The sequence below is a fragment of the Clostridium magnum DSM 2767 genome, assembly GCF_001623875.1.
GTDB lineage: Bacteria > Bacillota > Clostridia > Clostridiales > Clostridiaceae > Clostridium_AM > Clostridium_AM magnum.
The window spans coordinates 74,668-97,197 of sequence record NZ_LWAE01000008.1; the positions used below are offsets into that span (position 1 = coordinate 74,668).

Below are 22,530 nucleotides of genomic sequence, written 5' to 3' on the forward strand. Positions count from 1 at the left end.
ACTAGAAATCAGTTAGTCTTGAAATCTCATTTGATTTCAGTTTCACTTCATGAATATAGAAAGAAGGGTTAATATATGAAGGATTTATATGAAATAATCTATGAATTTCTAGATAGAAAAGAAAGCTTTGTATTAGCTACCATATTAGAAAAGTTTGGGTCAGCACCAAGAGAGCAAGGTACAAAGATGATTATAGAAAAGGACTTTTCAATTATAGGAACTATAGGTGGAGGCATATTTGAAGCTATGGCTATAAAGTTAGCATCAAAGGTTTTTCAAAGTGGAAATTCTATAGTCAGAGATTTTTCGCTTACTAATGAGGGAGCATCAGCGTTAGGTGCGGCCTGCGGAGGAGAGGTCAAATTACTTTTAGAATATATAGATTTTAATGACAATAAAATGTTGGAAATATACAGAAAAGCGTCAGAAATTAAAAGAAAAGGTATTAACTTTACGTTTGTAACAAAAATACCTGAAGAAGGAAAAGCTATAAAGGGAATAGATAAATGGATCTGTACAGAAATAGGCTTTTTTGGAGAAGAGAATGATACGGTTCAGTCCATTTTTGGAAAAATAAGAGAGAATTTTAAAAATACAGCCTTTGAAAAAGTAAATAAAGATGGAGAGGAATATTTGATAGAACCTATCTTTAACCATGAAACTGTATATATATTAGGTGCTGGACATGTAGCACAAAAAATTGTGGATATAACTAAAATGTTAGACTTTAAGACAGTTGTTTTAGATGATAGAGAGGAATTTTCAAATAGAGAGAGATTTAAAAATGCTGATGAAGTAAAAGTAATTCCTTGTTTTGATAATTTGCTTAATTATATAAAAGTAGACTGTAGAAGTTATATTATAATAGTAACAAGAGGACATGCCTTTGATAAAGACGCATTAGCACAAATGCTTAAAACCGACGCAAAATACATAGGTATGATAGGAAGCAAGACAAAAAGAGATTTTGTTTATGAATGTCTTATGAACGAAGGCTATAGTGTAAGGGATTTAGAAAAAGTACATTGTCCAATAGGACTTCCAATATCCGCACAAACTCCTGAAGAAATAGCTGTAAGCATTGCAGCAGAGTTGGTTAAAACTAGGAGGGCTCTTATATAATGAAGAAAAATAATTTTGCAGCTATAATATTGTCTGCAGGATATTCTTCAAGAATGGGAGATTTTAAACCACTTTTAAAATTTCAAGAATATACTGCAGTAGAAACAGTTATTAATACTTTTAAAGCTTCAGGAATTAATAATATTATAGTTGTAGTTGGGTATAGAGGAAAGGAAATAATAGAATTATTAAAAGATTCAGGAGTTAAATGTATTGAAAATGAAAATTTCTCACAGGGCATGTATTCGTCTATATTAAAAGCTTTGGAGGGTATGGGGGAGCAGGTTAGTGCATTTTTTCTTCTTCCAGTAGATATTCCCCTTGTTAAAAAACACACTATAGAAATTTTAAAAGATAAATATCTAGAGTGTAATAAAGGTATTGTATATCCTATTTTTAATGGTAAAAAAGGTCATCCACCTCTAATTGATATTAAGTATAAAGATATAATAATCAAAGGTTCTGGCGTGGGAGGATTAAAAAACATACTTAATGAATTCGCAGAAGATTCTATAAGTATTCCTGTGTTTGATAAGGCAAGTATAATGGATATGGATTGCAAAGAAGACTATATTAAGCTGTTAAAATATAATAATCTAAGTGCACCGGATAGGGAAGAGTGTTATTGTATTTTGAATGGATATAAGGTGTCTAATAATATAATAAAACATTGTAATAAAGTCGCACAGGTGGCTCTAAGTATTTTAAATGAGCTAAATAGAAATGGATATAATTTCAATGAAAATGTAATGGAGGCAGCAGCGCTACTACATGATATAGCTAGAAAATCAAAAAATCATGCAAAAGTAGGACAAGAAATATTAGCTAGCCTCGGTTATGGATATATAGGGGATATAGTTGCTACTCATATGGACATAAAAGTAGATGAAAAAGAAGATATAACAGAAAATGAAATATTATTTTTAGCGGATAAACTTACAAAAGAGGACAAGTTTATATCACTGGAAAGTAGAATGTCTAGTTGTTTATCAAATAATGATTCTCAAGCTTCAAGTGAAATAATAAGAAGATTTAGTGAGGCAAAAAAAATAATGGAAAAGGTAGAAAAAATATTAGGGAAAAGTTTACATTATGAATAAAAAGATTTATTTAGTCAGACATGGTAAAATAGATACAGGGAAAGAAAAATGCTATATAGGCGTTACGGATTTAACTTTGAGTAAGGAAGGAATTGTTCAGGCACAAAAGCTTAAAAAATTTTTTCAAAATATACATATTGAAAAAGCATATGTAAGCCCTTTAATAAGATGTGTTCAAACCGCAGATATAATTTTAGAAAATAGAAATGTAGAAAGAATTTTAATGAGAGAACTTATGGAGATAAATTTAGGTCAGTGGGAAAAAAAATCTTTTAGCTATATAAAGAGATTTTTTCCCGAGCAATTTAAGAATAGGGGAGAGAATATAGCTACTTTCGTAACGCCCGGTGGAGAAAGTTTTGAGCAGCTAAGGAAAAGGGTTATCCCTGTCTTTGAGGCTATTAAAGAAAATACCAAAGATAATGTGCTTATAGTTGCTCATGCAGGGGTAAATAGAGTCATATTAAGCAGCATTTTATCCATTTCAATTAATGATATGTTTAAAATCAATCAAGATTATGGATGTGTAAATGAAATCTTCTGGAATGATGAACTTAAAAAATTGCAGTGTAAAAAAATAATGTAAGGGGTTGATATTATGCTGAAAACTATTTTTAAATCTGATATAGAAATGTCTCACGAAAGATGTAAAATACATAGTATTAAGCCACAGCAAGTCTTCAGTAAAAGAATAATAGATGATACGGAGTTGCAACAAAGAGTTACAGCTAATAGGAATCTAATATTAACAGCAACTCCATATATGGAAAAGTTAATTAATTTTGTAAAGGGATTTAATTTTTTTGTACTGCTTACAGATGGAGAGGGTTGCATACTAAATGCTATAGGAGACGAAGAGATACTTTCAGAGGCATTTTCTATGAAAATGATAGCAGGAGCATTTATGAATGAAGAAAATATAGGAACTAATGCAATGAGTGTGGTTATAAAAACCAATGCCCCAGTGCAAGTTTCGGGTAAGGAGCATTATATTAAGGCCTATCATAAATGGACTTGCTCTGCTGCACCAATAAAAGATAACCAAGGAAATCTTATAGGTGTTCTCAATCTTACTGGATATATTCAATGTGTGCATCCTCATACATTAGGCATGGTTATTGCAGCTTCAAATGCAATAGAAGAAATGTTAAAAGTAAAACAATATAATACAATACAAAATATAAATGCAAAATATAAAAAAACAGTATTTAATTCCATTCCAGTTTCTATTATAACCTCTGATGTAAATGGTAAGATAAGATTTTACAATAAAAAAGCATTAAACATGTTTGGGAGTAGTGACAATGAGATTAAAACCACTGAGATGCAAGGGCTTATAGAAGATTGGGATAAGGTAAAAAATGATATATATTTAGGGCGAAGTGTTTCTCAAGAAGTAAATATTTTATCATTAAGGAATAAGTTTCACTGTCATTTAACTGGGAGCCCTATATATAATTCTGAAGAAAATACTATCGAAATAGTGTATGTGTTTCAAGAGATAAAAAAAATAAAGAAAAAGAGTAACTGTCAGGCATATTATACCTTTGATAAAATAATTGGAGAAGATGAAAATTTTATAAAAGTTATTCAATATGCTAAAAAGATTGCAGATAGTAAATCCACTATTCTTATAATGGGGGAGAGTGGTACTGGAAAAGAGTTATTTTCGCAATCAATCCATAACTATAGTTGCAGAATGGATGGTCCTTTTGTAGCATTAAACTGCGGTGCTATTCCAAAAGAACTTATGGAATCGGAACTTTTTGGATATGAGTCAGGAGCCTTTACAGGAGCAAAAAAAGGGGGCAATCTTGGGAAATTTGAGTTAGCTCATGGAGGAACTATAATGTTAGATGAAATTGGAGAGATGCCTCTTGATATGCAGACAAAACTTCTAAGAGCTGTACAGGAAGGAGTAATAACAAGAGTAGGCGGTTCAAAGTACATACCTGTAGATGTGAGAATTATAGCAGCCACCAACAGAGATTTAAAAAAAGAAGTGGAGCTTGGAAGGTTTAGAAAAGATCTGTACTACAGACTTAATGTATTGCCTATATATCTACCTCCTTTACGAGAAAGAAAAGGAGATATACTTCCTTTAGTAAAGTATTTTCTCTATAGTATAGGTAAGAGGCTTAACAAAGAGGACTTAATCATACCAGAAGAATACTTAAAAAAGATGATAAACTATAGTTGGCCTGGAAATATAAGGGAATTGGAAAATATTGTTGAGTTAATTATAAATACGGAATCTGTACCAGAAGGTTATTTTGGAGGAGAAGATTGTAAAGAGAATACTCTTGTAAATATTAATGGTGGATCTTTGAAGTTAGATGATGCTGAAAAAGAACATATTACTAAAGTGTTAAGAAAATTTAAAGGAAATATTAGTCATTCAGCAGAAGCATTAGGAATAAGAAGGAATACTTTGTATAGCAAGATTAAAAAATATGAAATACAAACATAGGGTTCAAAAATGGAACCCTATGCTTACATTATTCTATAAGGTATCCTTAATAACTCTAAGGGCATTTTTATAAAATATTTTTTCAATTTCTTCTTCAGAAAAGTTATTTTTCTTTAATTCAGATGATAGTTTATCTATTTCGCCTATATTCTTTATCTCGCTAGGTAGTTCTATGCCGTCAAAGTCTGAACCAATAGATATGACATCAACACCCCCAGTGTTTTTAATATGTTTTATATGATTTATCATGTCTGAAACTTTAGCAGGTACATTTTCTCCTAAAAAAGACTTTTCAAAATTAATGCCTATAACTCCACCTTTTTGTGATAGAATTTTAATCATTTCATCAGTAAGATTTCTAGGATGATTAGTTATGGTACGGCTATTTGAATGTGATGCTATAAAGGGTTTTTTGGATAGCCTAGCTACATCATAAAAACCTTTATCAGATAAATGGGACACATCTATAAGCATCGATAAATTATTCATTTCAATAACTACTTCGTGTCCAAAAGAAGTTAACCCTCTATATACATATTCATTCCTGCAATTTGGAAAGCCTATTTCGTTAGGGAAATTCCAAGTTAAGGTAATTAACCTTACACCTAATCTGTAAAAATTTCTTAAATTATATAAACTTCCATTTATGGCTTCGCCGCCTTCTATAGCAAGAAAAGCTGAAATTTTATCTTTTTGCTTATTTTTTATTAGGTCTTTATAGTTAGTAGCTAAAGCTATGCTATCATTATTCCTGTCTAATTCTAAATAAAACTTATCTAACATTTGTAAACATTTTTCTAAAGGTTTTTTAGTTTTCTTTTGATTAATATAAAGAGCAAAAAATTGTGCCAAAGAGTTACCTCTCTTCATTTTTTCTATATCTACACTTAAGTTATTTTTGGCTAAGTTCCAGTTACCTGGATTATTTAAGAGCATATCTATAGTGTCGCAATGTAAATCAATAAAATTCATAAAAGTGGCCTCCTGTTAAATTTTATATTCATTAATATAATAATAAAAATAATAAATAATAATAATTGAGAAATTCTAATCTATATTTATGTTATCATAAAATTACCAGTAATAGCTAATTGTTAGGTTAAAGTAATTAAAATTATTATAGTATCAATCATTTTCGCTAAATTATACTAAGTGGCTAATTTTATTGTTATTGAAATAGATCGAAAAAGTTGACAATGGGGTTTTTATATAGTATTATTATTGTAAACCTAATTGGGATATTGAGTTTACAATAATACATATTGGAGGATACTACTTATGAAATTAAAAACACGAGATATGATTTTAGTAGCAATGTTTACAGCGTTAACTGCCATAGGAGCATTTATAAAAATTCCTGTAGGACCGGCTCCGATAACACTTCAGTTTCTATTTACAGCTTTAGCAGGAATTATGCTTGGATCGAGATTAGGAGCACTTTCTCAATTAGTTTATGTAGCACTAGGACTTATGGGAATTCCTGTATTTACTTCAGGTGGCGGGATTTCTTATATATTCAAGCCTACCTTTGGATATCTTATAGGATATATTGTAAGCGCTTATGTTATTGGAAAGATAGCTGAAAAAGTTGAAAAGCCAAGTTATGTAAGACTTTTTATAGCTTCATTAGTTGGAATTGCTATAGTTTATATTATAGGTGTTCCTTACCTATATATAGTATTAAAATATGTAGTGGGAGCAAAAATAACAGTTATGGGAGCTTTAAAAACTGGTATGTTGTTGTTTATTCCTGGAGACATAGCCAAGTGTATAGTTACCGCAGCTCTTAGTGTTAAGGTGGTTCCTATTGTGAGAAAAGTAGCTTTAAATTAATATGCTGAATACAAAAGAAGACTTTAGTAGAATTATTATTCACCTAAAGTCTTCTTTTGTATTTAACATAGTTACATTCAATATCTAAACATAACCATTTAGGCCTCTGACTGAAATTTCTCCGGAAATTATCTTTTCCACTCTTCCATCGCTAAATTGAACTAGTAACTCACCTTCATCATTTAGATCTATAGCTTTACCAATAGATTCCTTTCCTCTGTTAATTATTCTAACTTCTTTACCGATTAGAATAGAACTTTCTTTGCAAATACGTACAGAAGTGTTTATAGATTCATTTTTTTCAAATTCATCATACAAAATCTCAAAATTATTTAATAAATTACTGACAAGCTCTTTTCTTTTATATATCTGCCTACCTCATAACTTATAGAGGTTGCAGTATCTCTTAATTCTTTGGGTAGCTCTTCTACATCTATATTCACGTTTATTCCAATACCCATAACAACATAATTTACTTTATTTAATTCCCCACTCATTTCGGTTAAAATCCCGCATATTTTTTTATTGTTAAGAACGATATCATTAGGCCATTTTACATGGGCCTTTATATCTAACTCATCAAGGGTTTTTATTACAGCAGCCGCACCTATTTGTGTTACTTTGGGTACATTCATAGGATTTATATCAGGTCTTAAAATTATTGACAACCATATTCCTTTATGTTTAGGAGATACAAAATTACGACCAAGTCTTCCTCGACCTAAGGTTTGTTCTTCGCTTATGATTATAGTACCATTAGGGTAACCATCTAGTGCTAATTCTTTTGCCTTATTATTTGTAGAATCGATTGTTTGAAAATACATTATGTTTTTGCCTATGTATTTTGTATGCAAATTTTCACTTAGTTCCTCAAAGGAAAGTAAATCCGGAGAGGAGATTAATCTATAACCTTTTTTTGACACAGATTCTATCTCATAGCCATCTTCTTTAAGTACATTTATATACTTCCATATAGCAGTACGACTTACCCCTAAGTTTTCACTAATTCCTTGCCCTGATATAAAGTTTTTTTCGTTTTCCTTTAGTAAATGAAGAATTTTTTCTTTCATGAATTTCACCTCTTAATGTTATCCGATAACTAACTGATACTAAATTCCGATATTATACAAAAACAGAACACTAGAATTTTTCAGTTTCATCTAATACATTATACTACAAAATAAAAAATTGTGTACTTACAAATGAAGTGAAAATTAAAAGTAATAAAGATATTAGTGGAAGGAGTCACGGGATAAAAAACGAAGGACATGCTTTTAGCACATCCTTTTATTATAAAACTATACGTTATGAGAAAGCTTTGAACGTTTGGTAAATTTCTTTCCGTTTGAATGAGAACCGAGTTTTTCGCCATTTTCAATTCCAATATCGCCGCCATCCTGCGGATACATTTTTCTAAGATCTGCATTAGAATGACGTTCAGATCTTACAAGATTTTTATTATTATGCATTATAAGCACCTCCGTATAAAATAAATACACAGTAATAATTTGTCCTATAAAAGATAAATATATTCTTTAAATTTATGTTAAATTTATTCAGAAAATTTAAAATTATTGTTGAATTATTTAAAAAGTCTATAATTTTTAGTAAAAAGAAGTTATAATAGATTTAAGGAACTTATAAGTGAATAGGGGGTTTTCTTATGTTAAACGGTAAAAAAATTCGAGAGATAAGATTGAGTTTAGGGTATACAACCCTGGATATTCAGAATCTCACGAAAGACCCGATATTTGAAACTTCAATTTCTAAGTCTTACTTAGAGGAGCTAGAAAGAGGAGATAAGAGTAATCCGAGTTTTCAAAAGGTAGTCGTTCTAGCAAAGGTTTTAAGATGTAGAGTGGACGATCTTATATTAAGTGCCTAAGATAAATTAATAATAATTTTAACATGAAAATAGATAGTTATATGAAAAAACTACAGCTAAATAAAGTTGTAGTTTTTTGTTTATGATTATTTTTTACTTAATCATCAATTGATTTGTATTTTCTTATAATATATACTTAAATGTATGTAAATGAAGGGAGATGTAGTAGTATATGGAACCCAAAGTAGTAAATAATAATTATGACACAGTTAGTGGAAAAAAGATGAATAGGCCATTAGGGAAATTGTGGAGAAGTTTTAAAACTGATAGGGACTTTTCATTATTTCTAATTGTTGGACTATTTGCAGGAGTAGCCAGTGGTATAAATTCAACAGTATTCAATAATTTTTTAAACGATGTCTATAATCTATCAGCCTCAGCTAGAGGAATCGTAGAATTTCCTCGTGAACTTCCTGGAGCGCTCATCGTAGTAATTTTAGCCATAATTTCATTCCTCGGTGATATAAGAATGTCAATAGTAGCAATGTTACTTGCAGCATTAGGAATGGTGGGACTCGGTATATTCTCTCCCACATTTAGCAGTATGCTGATATGGATGATGGTACTAAGTCTTGGTACCCACATTTTTATGCCTTTATCTGCTGGGATAGGAATGACTTTATCTAAGAAAGAAAATTTTGGTGCTCGTCTTGGCAGGTATAATGCATATAATCTAATAGCAACTATTATAGGATATGCAATAGTAGGTGTTGGTTTCAAATACTTTAGGCTTACATATAAAATAGTATTTATAATAGCTGCCGTATCTTATGTTTTTGCAGCTGTTTTTTTAGGATTGATGAATCCTAGAAAGCCAGAAGTAAAGAAAGTAAAATTTGTATTTAGAAAAAAATATACTCTATATTATATTCTTAGTGTAATTAACGGGGCAAGAAAGCAGATTTTCCTAACCTTTGCACCATGGGTACTCATACAGATATATCACGTTGACCCACCTACTTTTGCTATATTAGGGCTTATAGTTTCTTTATTAAGTATATTTACAAGGACTATAGTAGGTAATGCTATTGACATAAAGGGTGAAAGATTTGTTCTTTCTCTTGAAGCTATTGTTCTTATAGTAATATGTTTAGGTTATTCCTTTGCTGCGGATATAGCTCCAACAGGAGTTGCTATTGTTATTATTTCAGCATGCTATATAATTGATAATTCTATGAGTGTTGTAGAGATGGCTAGATCAACTTATGTTAAAAAGATAGCTGTTGATCCAGAGGATGTTACCCCTACGTTATCTGCAGGTACAAGCTTTGATCACGTTATAGCTATGACAATACCCTTCCTAGGAGGGATATTGTGGTTGACTATGGGGTATAAATACGTTTTTCTTGTGGCAGCTTTCATAGCATTAATAAACCTATTTTTAACTATGAAAATAAAAGTTGATTAGAAATTTTATATGAAAGCATAAAACCTCTTTTGATGGAAAGTCTATTAGTAGAAAGAGGTGAGTCTTATGAGTGAAAAGGATCAAAAAGTTGAACAAATATCTTTTGAAGATTTATCAAAAAATTATTTAGTTAAAACTGGAGAAGAAATAACAAAAAATGAGATTGAATCTTCGAATATAATAGAAGATGAAGATGGAAACTGTACTATTGATGGTTATAAAATAGAGGCAAATGCCTGCAGCATGCTAAAGGATGATTATGAAAGTGAAACTTGAATCAGATGGGAGTGCTAGAGCGTGTAGTCATCGGACAAAATATAATTGAAAGAAGGAAGTCACTATGTTAGATATCTGTTTACTAGGATGTGGAGGCAGTATGCCTGTACCAAATAGATCCCTTACTTCTATGTTTGCTTCATATAATGGAAAAAAAGTCCTCATAGACTGTGGTGAAGGAACTCAAGTGAGCTTAAAAATGCTAGGATGGGGAATGAAGAGTATAGAGGGTATACTATTTACCCATTTCCATGCAGATCATATAGCAGGACTTCCAGGTCTCCTTTTAACAATAGCTAATTCAGGTAGAATTGAACCTCTTACGATAATAGGTCCAGAAGGATTATGGCAGGTTGTTAATGGGCTTAGAGTTATAGCGCCAGTACTTCCTTACAAAATAGATTTGTTAGAGTTAAAAGGTCAAGGGAAAGCTTCTCACAAGATAGGAGAATTTAATATAAATATAATATCTGTGGAACACACAATTCCTTGCTTAGCATATTCAATAGAGGTATCTAGAAGTAGAAAATTTGATAAAGACAGGGCACTGGAAAATGGTATACCAGTTACGTATTGGAATAGGCTACAAAAGGGAGAAGAGATAGAGCATGAAGGACGATGGATTACCCCGGATATGGTTTTAGGTGATGAGAGAAGAGGGTTAAAAGTCTCTTATTGTACTGACACCAGACCAATCCAGGAATTAAAAGAATTTGTAAGGAGTTCAGACCTTTTTATATGTGAAGGAATGTACGGAGATAATGAAAGCTTATCTAAGGCATTAGAAAACAGACATATGCTATTTTCTGAAGCAGCCACCTTAGCAAAAGAGGGGCAGGTCAGGGAGCTTTGGCTTACCCATTTTAGTCCTTCTTTATCAGTTCCAGAAGACTATTTAGAAAATGCAAAGGATATATTCAAAAATACTGTAATTGGTGAAGACAGACTCACTAAGAGTTTGAATTTTATAGACTGAGATTATTATTTAATATAGATATCCAGATTGAAACTTAACTTTCGGACTGGATATCTATAGATAAGGATAACAAATCCTCTTCCACTTCAATTATATTACCATATCTTTTGTTTATTCCCATTAGTCTCTTTAAAAACAAGGATTCTTTTGCAGATAAATCTAATTCTTTATACCAAGGCTTCCCTATAATAGACTTAGTTTCAAAGGAGGTATAATATAAGTGTAATAGAAAATCCCCTATATAGGAAAAATCTACATCAGCGGTATATTTTTTGTTATCGACCCACCGGGCTAAACCAAAATCCAATAGATAAAGATTACCATTGTTATATAAAATATTAGGCACTCTTATATCTCTGTGAACAACATTGATACCATGTAGATATTTTAAAATATTGATTAGTTTTATAGCTATACTATAAATTTCTTTTCTTTTAAAAATATAATTGTCCTCAAAGATTATTTCTTCAAAAGTTTTACCAGCCTTAAATTCCAAAATATAACCAAAAAAATCTTTATTTCCAATTTTTTTTATAAATTTAGGAATAGATTCATGCTGTGTTACACTTAGTATTTCCGCTTCAAAGTTAATTTTCTGTCTAGTCTTTTCAAGAATTCTTCGTTTTAATTGCTTAAGAATAAAGTGCTTATTATCTTTAAATACTAAATAGCAAATACCATACCGGCCTTCACCAATTACTTTTAATACAGTATATCCATAAAGTTGTTGGTTTGGTGAATATACTGTATCTCTATTAAATAGTTTTATGACCATGAACTATAATGCTTTTTATGGTGGGAATGGTAATGTTCTTTATTATAGTGGGAAGAGTGGCGATAGTTAGAAGAGGAGTGAGAATATCGTTTTCCAGAAAATAATTTGCGAATTATTGAGTCGAAAAACCCAAAACTTGATTTATGACCTCTTTTATAATAACCACTGCCATGATTACTACTGCGATAATGTCCCTTACTTGAGCTTCTTGAAAAAACAGAAAAAAGTCCCATACAAATCCTCCTTACAAGTTTTGTCAACTTTTGGACATGCATTATCAAGTGATAAAACATAATCTTATATAAGAATATCTTATAAGTGGAGAAAAGTAAATGAAATATTCTAAATTTAATTTGAAGGTTTTTATTATCAATTGACAATAAAGGGAACTAGTAATAGTATGTGTCTGAATATTTAAATAGCGAATATATTGTTGAGCTGGTTCAACTAAGAATTAGGTGGGGGTTAAATGCATAAATAGCATTTAACCCCCATCTAATTTAAGTTTCAACTGATTGCAAGGCGTGTCTTTAATTTTTCATAGACTTTTCCTATTCTAGATCACAAGCAGCTTCTTCTTCAGTTAAATTATCTATTTCATAAAATTTTGACTTTATTCCTATGTTTTTTAATTCCTCATAGAGGCTAGACATAGTCTCCTCCGGTTGATAATAGAATTGGCTTTCCCTTATTATAAAGAAATTCCATCCTACTCTTTGTAAAGTCATACGTCTGTTATGATTTTCTTCCCAGTTTAATGAGAAGGCAGTTTCTTCGCAGCAACAATCTACAGCAAGCCTCATGTCGGAGCCCTCAATAACGAAGTCTATTTTATACTTCCCAACTTTTACATCTGTCTTAACTGTGTAGCCTTTGCGATTTAATTCGTTATAAATATCTTTTTTAAAGCCAGAAGCTAGTATATTATTACCTTCCTCATAAATCACAGATTTATTTTCATTGTTCAAGCAGTATGATAATAGTGATGCTCTTACACACTTAGAGTTTAAACTCTCTAATTCAACGGAATGGAATAAGAACATTTGATTTCTAGCACGGCTTGCAGCAACATTAAATCTCCTTATATCAGATTCTTTAGTTAAGGCAGTAAATTTAGCGTTATTTGCAATAACCAAGGATAGGAAAATAATATCTCTTTCATCACCCTGGAAGGAGTAAGCATCACCACAAATTATTTTTCTTTCTATCATTTCTTCTATGCCTAACTTCTCTTTAAGCATATTCTCTATAAGATCACTTTGAGCTTCTCCCAGTAGAGATATAACACCCATAGTCATACCGTCATAATTACTATCTCTGCAGCATTGAACAATCTTATTTACTAAAGCTTCAGCTTCCTTCTCATTAATATTTTTAGAAGCATCCTTAAAGCCATCTTCAATCTTTACTGCACAGACAGTAGGCATAAAGGTATCTGCTTTTTCAGGACATCTTAAAGGAATAATTTCTCTAGAATAACATAAATCATTACTAAAGCCTATTATCTCCGGAGCACATCTAAAGTGTTCTTTAAGTACTAATCTGCTTGGGAATACTCTTAAAGCAGTATGATAGAGACTTGTTTTCAAATCAAACCATTCTGCATGAGGTACATCCTTTAAATATCTACCAATAAGATTCTCTACCATCTCATTATCTTTTCCGATAGCTTCGGGGCTTATCTGACATTCGTCACCAACAATAACAGCTCTTTTACCCCTCAGCAGTGCAGTTATTGCAGAAATGTCGCTTTGACTACTTTCATCCATAATAACTACATCAAATAAATCATTATGAAGCTTTATGGTTTCAATAACTTTATTTAATGGCATAATCCAAACGGGAATAACACCTTTACAATTTTCCATTTCTCTTTGGGCTAGCTTTCTGTATTTAGCAGCCTGCTTACCAGTACCTTTTCCGATTCTCTTTATAGATTCCATCCAAGTGAAGAGACTTCTCTTTTGGGATTCGGAGGTACGAATTATTTGATTATACCAAGTTTTTTTAGATACTATTTCCTTTATGAGAGACTTTTCTCTTAACTTTTCAGCTTCAATATCTTTTTCAATTTGCTCAGGCTTTAATTTATATACTTCATTTAGAAGAGATGTAGCAGCTCTCCACTTCCATGCATTATCCCAATTTTTATAATAGTCTTTTAAGGAGTTATTGTTCCACTCGTTTAATAGCTTTTTAGTAAAACTCGGACAAGTCTCCTTTAATTTTACTAAAAATTTATTTATTTGCTCACCCTTATCTTTTAATTCTCTAAGCTTCCACAATTGATCATAGAGTTTTCTTATTTTTGTTTTATCGTATTCAGCTATCCAATCAGCGGCCTCAGCTAAATAATCATTCTTAAGAAATAGTTTTCTTGTAGTTTCCATATATTTATTTAATTCTTCATATTCTTTTATACATTGTAAAGATTTCAATCCTTTTATAAGATAGTCATAGGATTGTTTATTATATAAGTTTAATTCTATTGGGGTTTTTGTGTCACCTAATAACTTAAGTATAGGATTCACATATTCTTCTTCCCAGTTAATTATGGATTCTATTTCTATAGCATTTTCAGCTATTGTATTTAACAGGTTGCTATCCGAATTTGTTACAAGCTTCCCGCCAAATTCTTTTACAGTATTATTCCAAAGAGTTCTTAGACTTCTTTCTAGAATATCTTTTTCTATATACTTAGCAAAAATATCACATTGTTCTTTAGTACTTATAGGTCTATAATCAACTTCACAATCAGCTAAGATATAGTTTAAGTTGCTGTGAAATACTTTAAACATAGAACTAAGCTTACCTTTAGATTGGATATGTTTATTTAGTATTTCAAAATCACTTTGAAGTTTATCAATATCTATGCTGCTAGGAATTTTAACGCTATGAGAATTTACAATTTGTTTTATAATACTTATTTGTCTTACATAATTATTTAAGTTTAATATTATGTCCTGCCAAAATTCTCTAGAAGCCTCATTATTATAATAGGATTTCATAACTGCCTTCAGCCAGCTATTATCTATTTGTTCGATTTTTTCTTGAGCTTTTATAACTAGCTTTAAAAGTTCGTCAATATTGCTATCAACAGATTTAATTTCCCAACGATCGATACTATCTTTATATTTAGGCATATTCTGTTCTAAAAAGCTTATTCTATCAAGCTTTAATGACATATCTTCATATGAAGGGATTTTATACAATAAATCCTTTAGTTTGTTTAATTTATCTATATCTTCTTTCTTATTTTCTTTTATAAGTTTAATTAGAGCATCGAATTCTTCTTCATTCAAAGGACATCTTGTTTTAAGTTGAATATTGTCATCTATCCATGAATATATGTTTTTATTGTCTCTAGACCATTTTGCAAGTTCAGTAAGAGTAAATGTTTCATTTTTATAGTTTACAGTTTTATTTTCAAAAGACTCAGCTTCTTTTAAATCATGCTTAAGATGATTTATATTTTCTCTGCACTTTTTTAAATCCTCTTCAAGAGGTGCAACTTCCTTTAGAAGGGTGTTTGGGTCTATAGATAAATTTTCAGTTATTTTTCTTACTGCCTCATCCAGTTCCTTCAAAGCCTTAGTATCATTTCCTAAAAGGCTTATGCATAAAGATTTTATTTCATATGGTATCTTATTTGACAGCACCTTTAATGCCTTATCAGTTTGACTTGTAACTAAAACTCTTTTGCCGTGAGCCATTAAGTGACATATCAAATTAACTATAGTATGACTTTTGCCAGTTCCTGGTGGACCTTGGACAACTACACCAAAATTATTTGCAAGTCTTTTAGTAATTTCTTCTTGCTCTTCATTAGCAGGAAGAGGAAATAGTATATCTTTTCCTATATATTGCCATTCTCTATAGCTTTCTTTGATAGCCACAGAGTTTGTTTCTTTTACTAAAGCCTCAATAGTTTCAGGAAGAGGTCTTCCTTCATCTATATAATTTAAAATATCTTTTAATTCTAAATCCCAAAGTCTAGTATCTATATTTCTTAAAATTATGCAAGGAGCATTATAAAAAGTTGGCTTGTCTTCAATTGTTATATCTGTGAAAGTAACAGGGTCCTTTTTTAGTTCCTGTAAAAAATCAGTATTTAAACAATTTAGTAGTTCAACTAATAAGGTCTCTATATCCTCAAAATTCCGTGCATCTATTCCGTGATTTTTAACATCTATATTTATGTCTATTATTTTATGTAAATTAGGCAGATCTAAACCTTCTAATACCCCTAATTCTAAGTTTGTTATATTGTTGTAAGGAGTGAGTATAAATATGCCTTGCTCAGCGTTAAAATTTAATGACATTTTTGTTGTGAACATAGGATGAAGTATTTTTTCATCATTTATTTTCCAGCTTAAAAGGCCATGTCCCCATACTATTTCTAAGTCTTCGCTATTCTTTTCTAAATCAGAGTATATTTTGAAAAGAGTATTGTAAAGATCTTTATGTTCTTTTCCTATTTCAAGCCAGTTCTCATCTTCTTTTTTATTTAATGTACAGCCTTTTTTATTATATAAATCTGCTTCCCAAATAACTCTTGTGTACTTATTAACATCTCTTATAATTTTTTTGTCCATATTTTTTATACTAAGTAAGTATAAAAATATATTTTTAATTTTGTCTCTGGTATCCAATATAAAAACCTCCTACGTCCCTGGATTCGTTTAACTAAGTTTCACTTCATGTGAAACTTATATTTATGTAGTAAGATTGGGTAAAAATTCAATAAATAGAGTATCATTTTATTATAACATAAATATGCTTATTATAGGAAAGGGAAATATTGAAATTATAATCCTTAATTTCAATATTATTCCATTATGTCATTGAAAAAATATTTATGAATTGAAACTTGAAATAGAATCCAAAATAGAATATAATTAATTTATAAAGTAAAAGATATTATTGTTAAATTAATTATATTTAATAATAATAATTATTCATAAAGGGAGTGTTATGATGAGAGTAGCTGTTATAGGTTGTACACATGCTGGAACAGCAGCAATAGTTAATATAGCTAAGTTGTACCCAAATGCTAAAATAACTGTATATGAGAGAAATGATAATATATCCTTCTTATCCTGTGGTATTGCATTATATGTTGGCGGAATTGTAAAAGATCCTAAAGGTCTATTTTATTCTTCTCCAGAGCAATTAGCATCACTAGGAGTAACCACTAAAATGTGTCATGATGTATTAGAAACAAATTTAGAAGAAAAAAAACTTAAGGTTAAAAATCTAAAGACAAATGAAGAATTTGAGGACTGCTTTGATAAACTCATAATAACAACAGGCTCATGGCCAATAGTTCCTAAAATTGAAGGAATCAATCTAGAAAATATACTACTATCCAAGAATTTTTATCATTCAAATACTATAATTGAAAAGGCGAAAAAAGCTAAAAATATAGTAGTAGTTGGTGCTGGCTATATAGGTGTTGAGCTTGTAGAAGCATTTCAAACAAATGGCAAGAATGTAACTCTAATTGATGCAGAAGAACGTATTTTGAGTAAATACTTAGATAAAGAATTTACTGAAACTGCAGAAAAGGCCTTTAGAGATCATTTCATAAAGTTATCTTTAGGAGAACTTGTTACTAAATTTGAAGGAACAGATGGAAAGGTTTCTAAAGTAATCACAAATAAAGGTGAATATGAAGCTGATTTAGTAATATTATGTATTGGATTTAAACCAAATACAGAATTATTTAAAGGTCAAGTTGATATGTTGCCTAACGGTGCTATATTGGTAGATGAATATATGCGCACAAATAAAGAAGGAGTATTTGCAGCAGGAGATAGTTGTGCTGTAATGTATAATCCTACAGGAAAACATCAGTATATACCACTAGCTACTAATGCAGTTCGCATGGGAACACTAATTGCTAGGAATTTAGTAAAACCAACAACTAGATCCATGGGAACTCAAGGAACCTCAGGAATTAAAATTTATGATTACAATATAGCTTCCACAGGACTAACAGAAGTTACAGCAAAGGCAGCAGAAATTAAGGTTAAGACAGTGACCGTTGAAGATAATTACCGTCCGGAATTTATGCCTACTTATGATACAGCAAAATTAAAATTGGTATATGAAGAAGAATCTAAAATAATTTTAGGTGCCCAAATTATTTCAAAAGCAGATTTGACACAATCTATTAATACTATGTCTGTATGTATACAAAATAAGATGACTATAGATGAATTAGCATTTGTTGATTTCTTCTTCCAACCACATTACAATAAGCCTTGGAATTTATTAAATTTAGCAGGATTAAATGCTGAATAAAATTTTAATTGTATTTTAAATGATGAATTATGTAGGCATCAGTAGAGATACTGATGTCTATATATTTTTTAGTTATTATTCAACTACTATGCCAGCCTAAAGCAGGTTTATTTTTTGTCTGGAAATATAAAAAAATAATACATAAATAAATGGTTTACAGCATTATAATATTATGGAGTGAAACTTGAATCAGATGGGAGTATTAGGGTGGGTAATTATCAGATGAATAAATGAAAGGAGTTATAATGTGATAAATTTATTTAAGGTGGGAGATAAGAAAAAGTTAGGAGCCCTTTTTCTTATTATTATTTTAACTGAAGCATTAGGGTTTTTGTCAGGTTATTTAGCTATGTCTAATAGAGGATTGTATGATAATCTTATAAAACCATCATTTTCTCCTCCGGGATGGGTGTTTCCTATTGTGTGGTCTATATTATATCTTTTCATGGCTATTGCGTTTTATAGAATATGGCTAAATGGGAAGGGTGGTAAAGATATAAGAAGGGCAATGAAATATTATTTTATCCAGTTAGGCTTAAATCTTATGTGGACAGTTATTTTTTTTAGATTTAAACTCTATGGATTAGCCTTTATAGAATTGTTATTAATGCTGATTTTTATTCTTCTAACTACATTTAAATTTTATAAAATTGATAAGACAGCAGGTATTTTAATGATACCTTATATTATTTGGGTATCCTTTGCAGGGGTTTTAAATTATACAATATGGATGTTAAATGAAATGTGAGTTGGTGAAGTTGGTTATTGCCAGCTTCTTTTGCATGTTTAAAATATCCGGATTTTGTATATAATACTAAGATTAGAAGAGGTATTTATCCGAGGGCTACCCGCTCTAATACTCCCATCTTCTCCAAAGTGGGAGTATTAGAGCGGCTACGCCCCTGGATTCGTTCAACTAAGAATTAGGTGGGGGTTGAAACCCCACCTGATTCAAGTTTACACTTCATAAATTTTAAGGTTTAGAATAACTGGGTTTTAGTAACACAGAAATTCCAAACCTTGAATAAAAGGAATTTTATTATAGCAACCAAGATTAAGTTTACCCATGCAAATAAATTATATACAATAAAATTAATAATTGTAGTGTGTATAATTTATATTTTAAATGGACAAATATCCATGGAGAAGGACCTTTGATATTGTTATATTATGACGGAAAATGATTAAAGTATTGCAGAATTTTAGATTTTCAATTAGAATCAAATATGTACAATATAGATATACTAATAATAGAAAAAGTAATAAAATTATCTATAATTGATAGAAAATAATGTATTTTTATGATATATTAAATTCGTTGTAATTATATATAGTATATGATAAAAGAGAAGGGAGAAAAAATGGAGAATAAAATTACTTCATCAAATTTTATAAAGAATATTGTAATAGAAGATTTAGAATCAGGAAACTATAAAGAAATAATAACTCGTTTCCCACCAGAGCCAAATGGCTATTTACATATTGGTCATGCAAAATCAATTGTTTTAAATTTTGAATTAGCTGATGAATTTAAAGGTAGAACTAATCTACGTTTTGATGATACAAATCCAACTAAGGAAGATACAGAATATGTTGAATCCATTAAAGAAGATGTTGAATGGTTAGGTTTTGATTGGGAGGAACTACATTTTGCATCAAATTATTTTGAAGAAATGTATAATCGTGCTGTACTATTAATTAAAAATGGTAAGGCATATGTAGATGATTTAACACCAGAAGAGATGAGAGAATATAGAGGAACATTAACACAGCCAGGTAAGGAAAGTCCTTATAGAAATAGAACAGTAGAAGAAAATTTAGATTTATTTGAGCGTATGCGTAAAGGTGAATTCAAAGATGGTGAGAAGGTTTTAAGAGCTAAAATTGATATGGCATCACCAAACATAACTATGAGAGATCCAGCTATATATAGAATTGCTCATGCATCACATCATAATACAGGAGATAAGTGGTGTATATATCCTATGTATGATTTTGCCCATCCACTTGAAGATGCAATTGAAGGAGTCACTCATTCTATTTGCACATTAGAGTTTGAAGACCATCGTCCATTATATGACTGGGTAATCAGAGAATGCGAGATGGAAAGCAAGCCAAAGCAAATTGAGTTTGCTAGATTAAACATAACAAATACTGTTATGAGTAAGAGAAAATTAAAACAATTAGTAGATGAAAACTTTGTTGATGGTTGGGATGATCCTCGTATGCCAACTATAGCTGGTTTAAGGAGAAAAGGCTTTACCCCTGAGGCTATGAGAAATTTCTGTAGAGCTATTGGGGTAGCAAAGGCTAATAGTACAGTAGATGCTCAAATGTTAGAGCACTTTGTAAGAGAAGATTTAGAGCATAAAGCTCCAAAGGTTATGGCAGTTTTAAGACCAATAAAAGTCATAATAACAAATTATCCGGAAAATCAAGTTGAAATGCTTGAGGTTCCTTATCATCAAGATGCTCTAGAGCTTGGAAATCGTCAAATTCCATTTTCAAGAGAGATATATATTGATTCAGAGGATTTTATGGAAGATCCTCCAAAGAAATATTTTAGATTGTTTCCGGGAAATGAAGTAAGATTAAAAGAAGCTTATTTCGTGAAGTGTAATGAGGTTATTAAAGATCAAAACGGCAATGTAGTAGAATTACACTGCACTTATGATCCAGAAACAAAGAGCGGAAGCGGTTTTACAGGAAGAAAGGTTAAAGGAACAATTCATTGGGTTGATGCAAAGAATGCTGTACCTGCAGAAATTAGATTATACGAACCTTTGATTTTGAATGAAGAAACTGATGAGGATAAAACCTTCCTTGATCAAGTTAATCCTAATTCATTAGAAGTACTTCAGGGATTTGTAGAACCAAGCATGAAAAATGCAAAAGCTCATGACAAATTCCAGTTCATTAGACAGGGATATTTTAATGTAGACCCTAAATATACTAATGACGATAAAATAGTGTTTAACAGAATAGTATCTTTAAAGAGTTCATTTAAAGTTAATAAATAATAAAAGAGGTAGGGTATATATAATGGATAACTTAAGAGAAAGAGCATTAAAATTTCATAAGGATAATGAAGGTAAGATAGCCCTTCATTGTAAAGTCCCTGTAAAAAATAAAGAGGATTTAACAATGGCATACACTCCAGGTGTTGCAGAGCCATGTTTAGAAATAAATAAAAATTATGAAACCATATATGATTATACTTCAAAAGGAAATTGGGTAGCTGTTGTAACAAATGGTACAGCAGTACTAGGCTTAGGTGATATAGGAGCAGGAGCAGGACTTCCAGTAATGGAAGGTAAGGCGGTACTATTTAAGGCTTTTGCTGGAGTAGATGCTTTTCCAATCTGCATAGAGACTAACAAGGTTAATAAAATAGTTGAAACTGTAAAACTTATGGAATCTAGTTTTGGAGGAATAAATTTAGAAGATATAAAAGCTCCAGAATGTTTTGAAATAGAGGCTAAATTAAAAGCAATAAGTAGTATTCCAATATTCCACGATGATCAGCATGGAACAGCGGTAGTTTCAGCAGCATGCTTAATAAATGCTTTAAAACTAACAAATAAGAAGTTTGAAGATTTAAAGGTTGTTATTAATGGTTCTGGAGCAGCAGGAATTGCTATTACAAAGCTTTTATTAAAAATAGGAACAAAGAATGTAATTCTTTGTGACACTAAAGGAGCTATTTATAAAGGCAGAACAGTTGGAATGAACGAATATAAAGATGAAATAGCCCAAATGACAAACCCTAATCTTGAGCAGGGAGATCTTGCAGATGTAATAAAGGGAGCAGATGTATTCTTAGGAGTGTCTGCAGCTAATTGTGTGACTCAAGAAATGGTAAAGTCCATGAACAAGGATGCAATAATAATGGCAATGGCAAATCCAAACCCAGAAATACTTCCAAACCTAGCTGTAGAAGCTGGAGCTAGAGTTGTGTGTACAGGTAGATCAGATTTTCCGAATCAAGTTAACAACGTGTTGGCATTCCCAGGAATATTCAGAGGAGCGCTAGATGTTCGTGCAAGTGAAATAAATGATGAAATGAAGATAGCAGCAGCTTATGCAATAGCAGAACTTGTTAGTGAAGAAGAACTAAAAGAAGACTTTGTAATACCTAATGCTTTTGATTTAAGAATAGCACCAAAGGTAGCTTATTATGTAGCAAAAGCTGCTATTGAAACAGGAGTTGCTAGAAGAGCAGATGTTACTCCAGAAATGGTAGAAAAACATACTAAAGAGCTTTTAGGACTTTAATATAGGGTTTTAGGCTCAAAAGTTAGCTTACACCTAGGGATATGCTAACTATTTGAAACTTAAATCCTATATAATAAGCGGATTGATGAATATATAAGTTTATG

Annotated in this window: 17 protein-coding genes and 1 pseudogene; 13 read left to right on the forward strand and 5 right to left on the reverse strand. The window is 30.8% G+C overall.

Features of this window, described 5'->3' with window-relative positions; translation table 11 throughout:
* Nucleotides 1-75: 75 nt before the first annotated feature.
* The 4 genes from CLMAG_RS23895 to CLMAG_RS23910 are packed head-to-tail and all read left to right on the forward strand — an operon-like array spanning nt 76 to nt 4,692.
* Nucleotides 76-1,122, forward strand: a complete 1,047-nt coding sequence (locus tag CLMAG_RS23895) for an XdhC family aldehyde oxidoreductase maturation factor (RefSeq protein WP_066628569.1) — start codon at nt 76-78, stop codon at nt 1,120-1,122.
* Nucleotides 1,122-2,222, forward strand: coding sequence for a DVU_1551 family NTP transferase (locus CLMAG_RS23900; RefSeq protein ID WP_066628572.1), 1,101 nt, complete (start codon nt 1,122-1,124; stop codon nt 2,220-2,222). The genes CLMAG_RS23895 and CLMAG_RS23900 overlap by 1 nt, the downstream gene beginning before the upstream one ends.
* Nucleotides 2,215-2,808, forward strand: a complete 594-nt coding sequence (gene cobC / locus CLMAG_RS23905) for an alpha-ribazole phosphatase (protein WP_066628577.1) — start codon at nt 2,215-2,217, stop codon at nt 2,806-2,808. Before CLMAG_RS23900 ends, cobC begins: the two co-directional genes overlap by 8 nt.
* A 12-nt stretch (nt 2,809-2,820) precedes the next feature.
* Nucleotides 2,821-4,692, forward strand: a complete 1,872-nt coding sequence (locus CLMAG_RS23910) for a sigma-54-dependent Fis family transcriptional regulator (protein ID WP_066628579.1) — start codon at nt 2,821-2,823, stop codon at nt 4,690-4,692.
* 33 nt (nt 4,693-4,725) lie between these two features.
* Here the strand turns inward: CLMAG_RS23910 and CLMAG_RS23915 are convergent, their stop codons facing one another.
* Nucleotides 4,726-5,664 carry a dipeptidase gene (locus CLMAG_RS23915; protein WP_066628581.1) on the reverse strand — a complete coding sequence of 313 codons (939 nt, stop codon included), beginning with the start codon at nt 5,662-5,664 and terminating at the stop codon, nt 4,726-4,728.
* Nucleotides 5,665-5,970: 306 nt separating this feature from the next.
* Here CLMAG_RS23915 and CLMAG_RS23920 point away from each other — a divergent pair, with 306 nt between their 5' ends.
* Complete coding sequence (locus tag CLMAG_RS23920) at nt 5,971-6,525, forward strand: biotin transporter BioY (RefSeq protein WP_066628583.1); 555 nt, start codon at nt 5,971-5,973, stop codon at nt 6,523-6,525.
* An 84-nt stretch (nt 6,526-6,609) separates the two neighbouring features.
* Here the strand turns inward: CLMAG_RS23920 and CLMAG_RS23925 are convergent.
* Together CLMAG_RS23925 and CLMAG_RS33085 are read right to left on the reverse strand one after the other, a co-directional pair.
* A pseudogene (locus CLMAG_RS23925) lies at nt 6,610-7,595 on the reverse strand (biotin--[acetyl-CoA-carboxylase] ligase).
* Between the two features lie 228 nt (nt 7,596-7,823).
* Complete coding sequence (locus CLMAG_RS33085) at nt 7,824-7,994, reverse strand: hypothetical protein (protein ID WP_169809816.1); 171 nt, start codon at nt 7,992-7,994, stop codon at nt 7,824-7,826.
* Nucleotides 7,995-8,188: 194 nt separating this feature from the next.
* On the opposite strand from CLMAG_RS33085, the gene CLMAG_RS23930 reads away from it, so the two are divergent.
* The 4 genes from CLMAG_RS23930 to CLMAG_RS23945 all read left to right on the forward strand — a co-directional run bounded on the left by CLMAG_RS23930 (nt 8,189) and on the right by CLMAG_RS23945 (nt 11,070).
* Nucleotides 8,189-8,410 (forward strand): helix-turn-helix domain-containing protein, encoded by a 222-nt coding sequence (locus CLMAG_RS23930; protein WP_066628584.1) that lies wholly within the window; start codon nt 8,189-8,191, stop codon nt 8,408-8,410.
* 172 nt (nt 8,411-8,582) lie between these two features.
* Nucleotides 8,583-9,818, forward strand: coding sequence for an MFS transporter (locus CLMAG_RS23935; protein ID WP_066628585.1), 1,236 nt, complete (start codon nt 8,583-8,585; stop codon nt 9,816-9,818).
* Nucleotides 9,819-9,884: 66 nt separating this feature from the next.
* Complete coding sequence (locus CLMAG_RS23940; protein WP_066628588.1) at nt 9,885-10,094, forward strand: hypothetical protein; 210 nt, start codon at nt 9,885-9,887, stop codon at nt 10,092-10,094.
* A 64-nt stretch (nt 10,095-10,158) separates the two neighbouring features.
* The gene (locus CLMAG_RS23945; RefSeq protein ID WP_066628591.1) at nt 10,159-11,070 is read left to right on the forward strand and encodes a ribonuclease Z; all 912 of its coding nucleotides are present in this window, start codon (nt 10,159-10,161) and stop codon (nt 11,068-11,070) included.
* Between the two features lie 34 nt (nt 11,071-11,104).
* Here CLMAG_RS23945 and CLMAG_RS23950 read toward each other — a convergent pair whose 3' ends face one another.
* Together CLMAG_RS23950 and CLMAG_RS23955 are read right to left on the reverse strand one after the other, a co-directional pair.
* Nucleotides 11,105-11,845 (reverse strand): protein kinase family protein, encoded by a 741-nt coding sequence (locus CLMAG_RS23950; RefSeq protein WP_066628594.1) that lies wholly within the window; start codon nt 11,843-11,845, stop codon nt 11,105-11,107.
* Between the two features lie 551 nt (nt 11,846-12,396).
* Entirely contained in the window at nt 12,397-16,497 is a 4,101-nt protein-coding gene (locus CLMAG_RS23955) for an AAA domain-containing protein (RefSeq protein ID WP_066628597.1), read from the reverse strand.
* 325 nt (nt 16,498-16,822) lie between these two features.
* Between CLMAG_RS23955 and CLMAG_RS23960 the strand changes: the two genes are divergently transcribed.
* The 4 genes from CLMAG_RS23960 to CLMAG_RS23975 all read left to right on the forward strand — a co-directional run bounded on the left by CLMAG_RS23960 (nt 16,823) and on the right by CLMAG_RS23975 (nt 22,426).
* Nucleotides 16,823-18,151: an FAD-dependent oxidoreductase gene (locus tag CLMAG_RS23960; RefSeq protein WP_066628600.1), complete on the forward strand. Its 1,329-nt coding sequence runs from the start codon at nt 16,823-16,825 to the stop codon at nt 18,149-18,151.
* Nucleotides 18,152-18,398: 247 nt separating this feature from the next.
* Complete coding sequence (locus CLMAG_RS23965) at nt 18,399-18,899, forward strand: TspO/MBR family protein (RefSeq protein ID WP_139264117.1); 501 nt, start codon at nt 18,399-18,401, stop codon at nt 18,897-18,899.
* A 589-nt stretch (nt 18,900-19,488) separates the two neighbouring features.
* On the forward strand, nt 19,489-21,171 hold the full coding sequence (locus CLMAG_RS23970) for a glutamine--tRNA ligase/YqeY domain fusion protein (RefSeq protein ID WP_073393020.1): 1,683 nt from the start codon (nt 19,489-19,491) through the stop codon (nt 21,169-21,171).
* Between the two features lie 22 nt (nt 21,172-21,193).
* Nucleotides 21,194-22,426 carry an NAD(P)-dependent malic enzyme gene (locus CLMAG_RS23975; RefSeq protein ID WP_066628608.1) on the forward strand — a complete coding sequence of 411 codons (1,233 nt, stop codon included), beginning with the start codon at nt 21,194-21,196 and terminating at the stop codon, nt 22,424-22,426.
* The last annotated feature ends 104 nt before the right edge of the window (nt 22,427-22,530 follow it).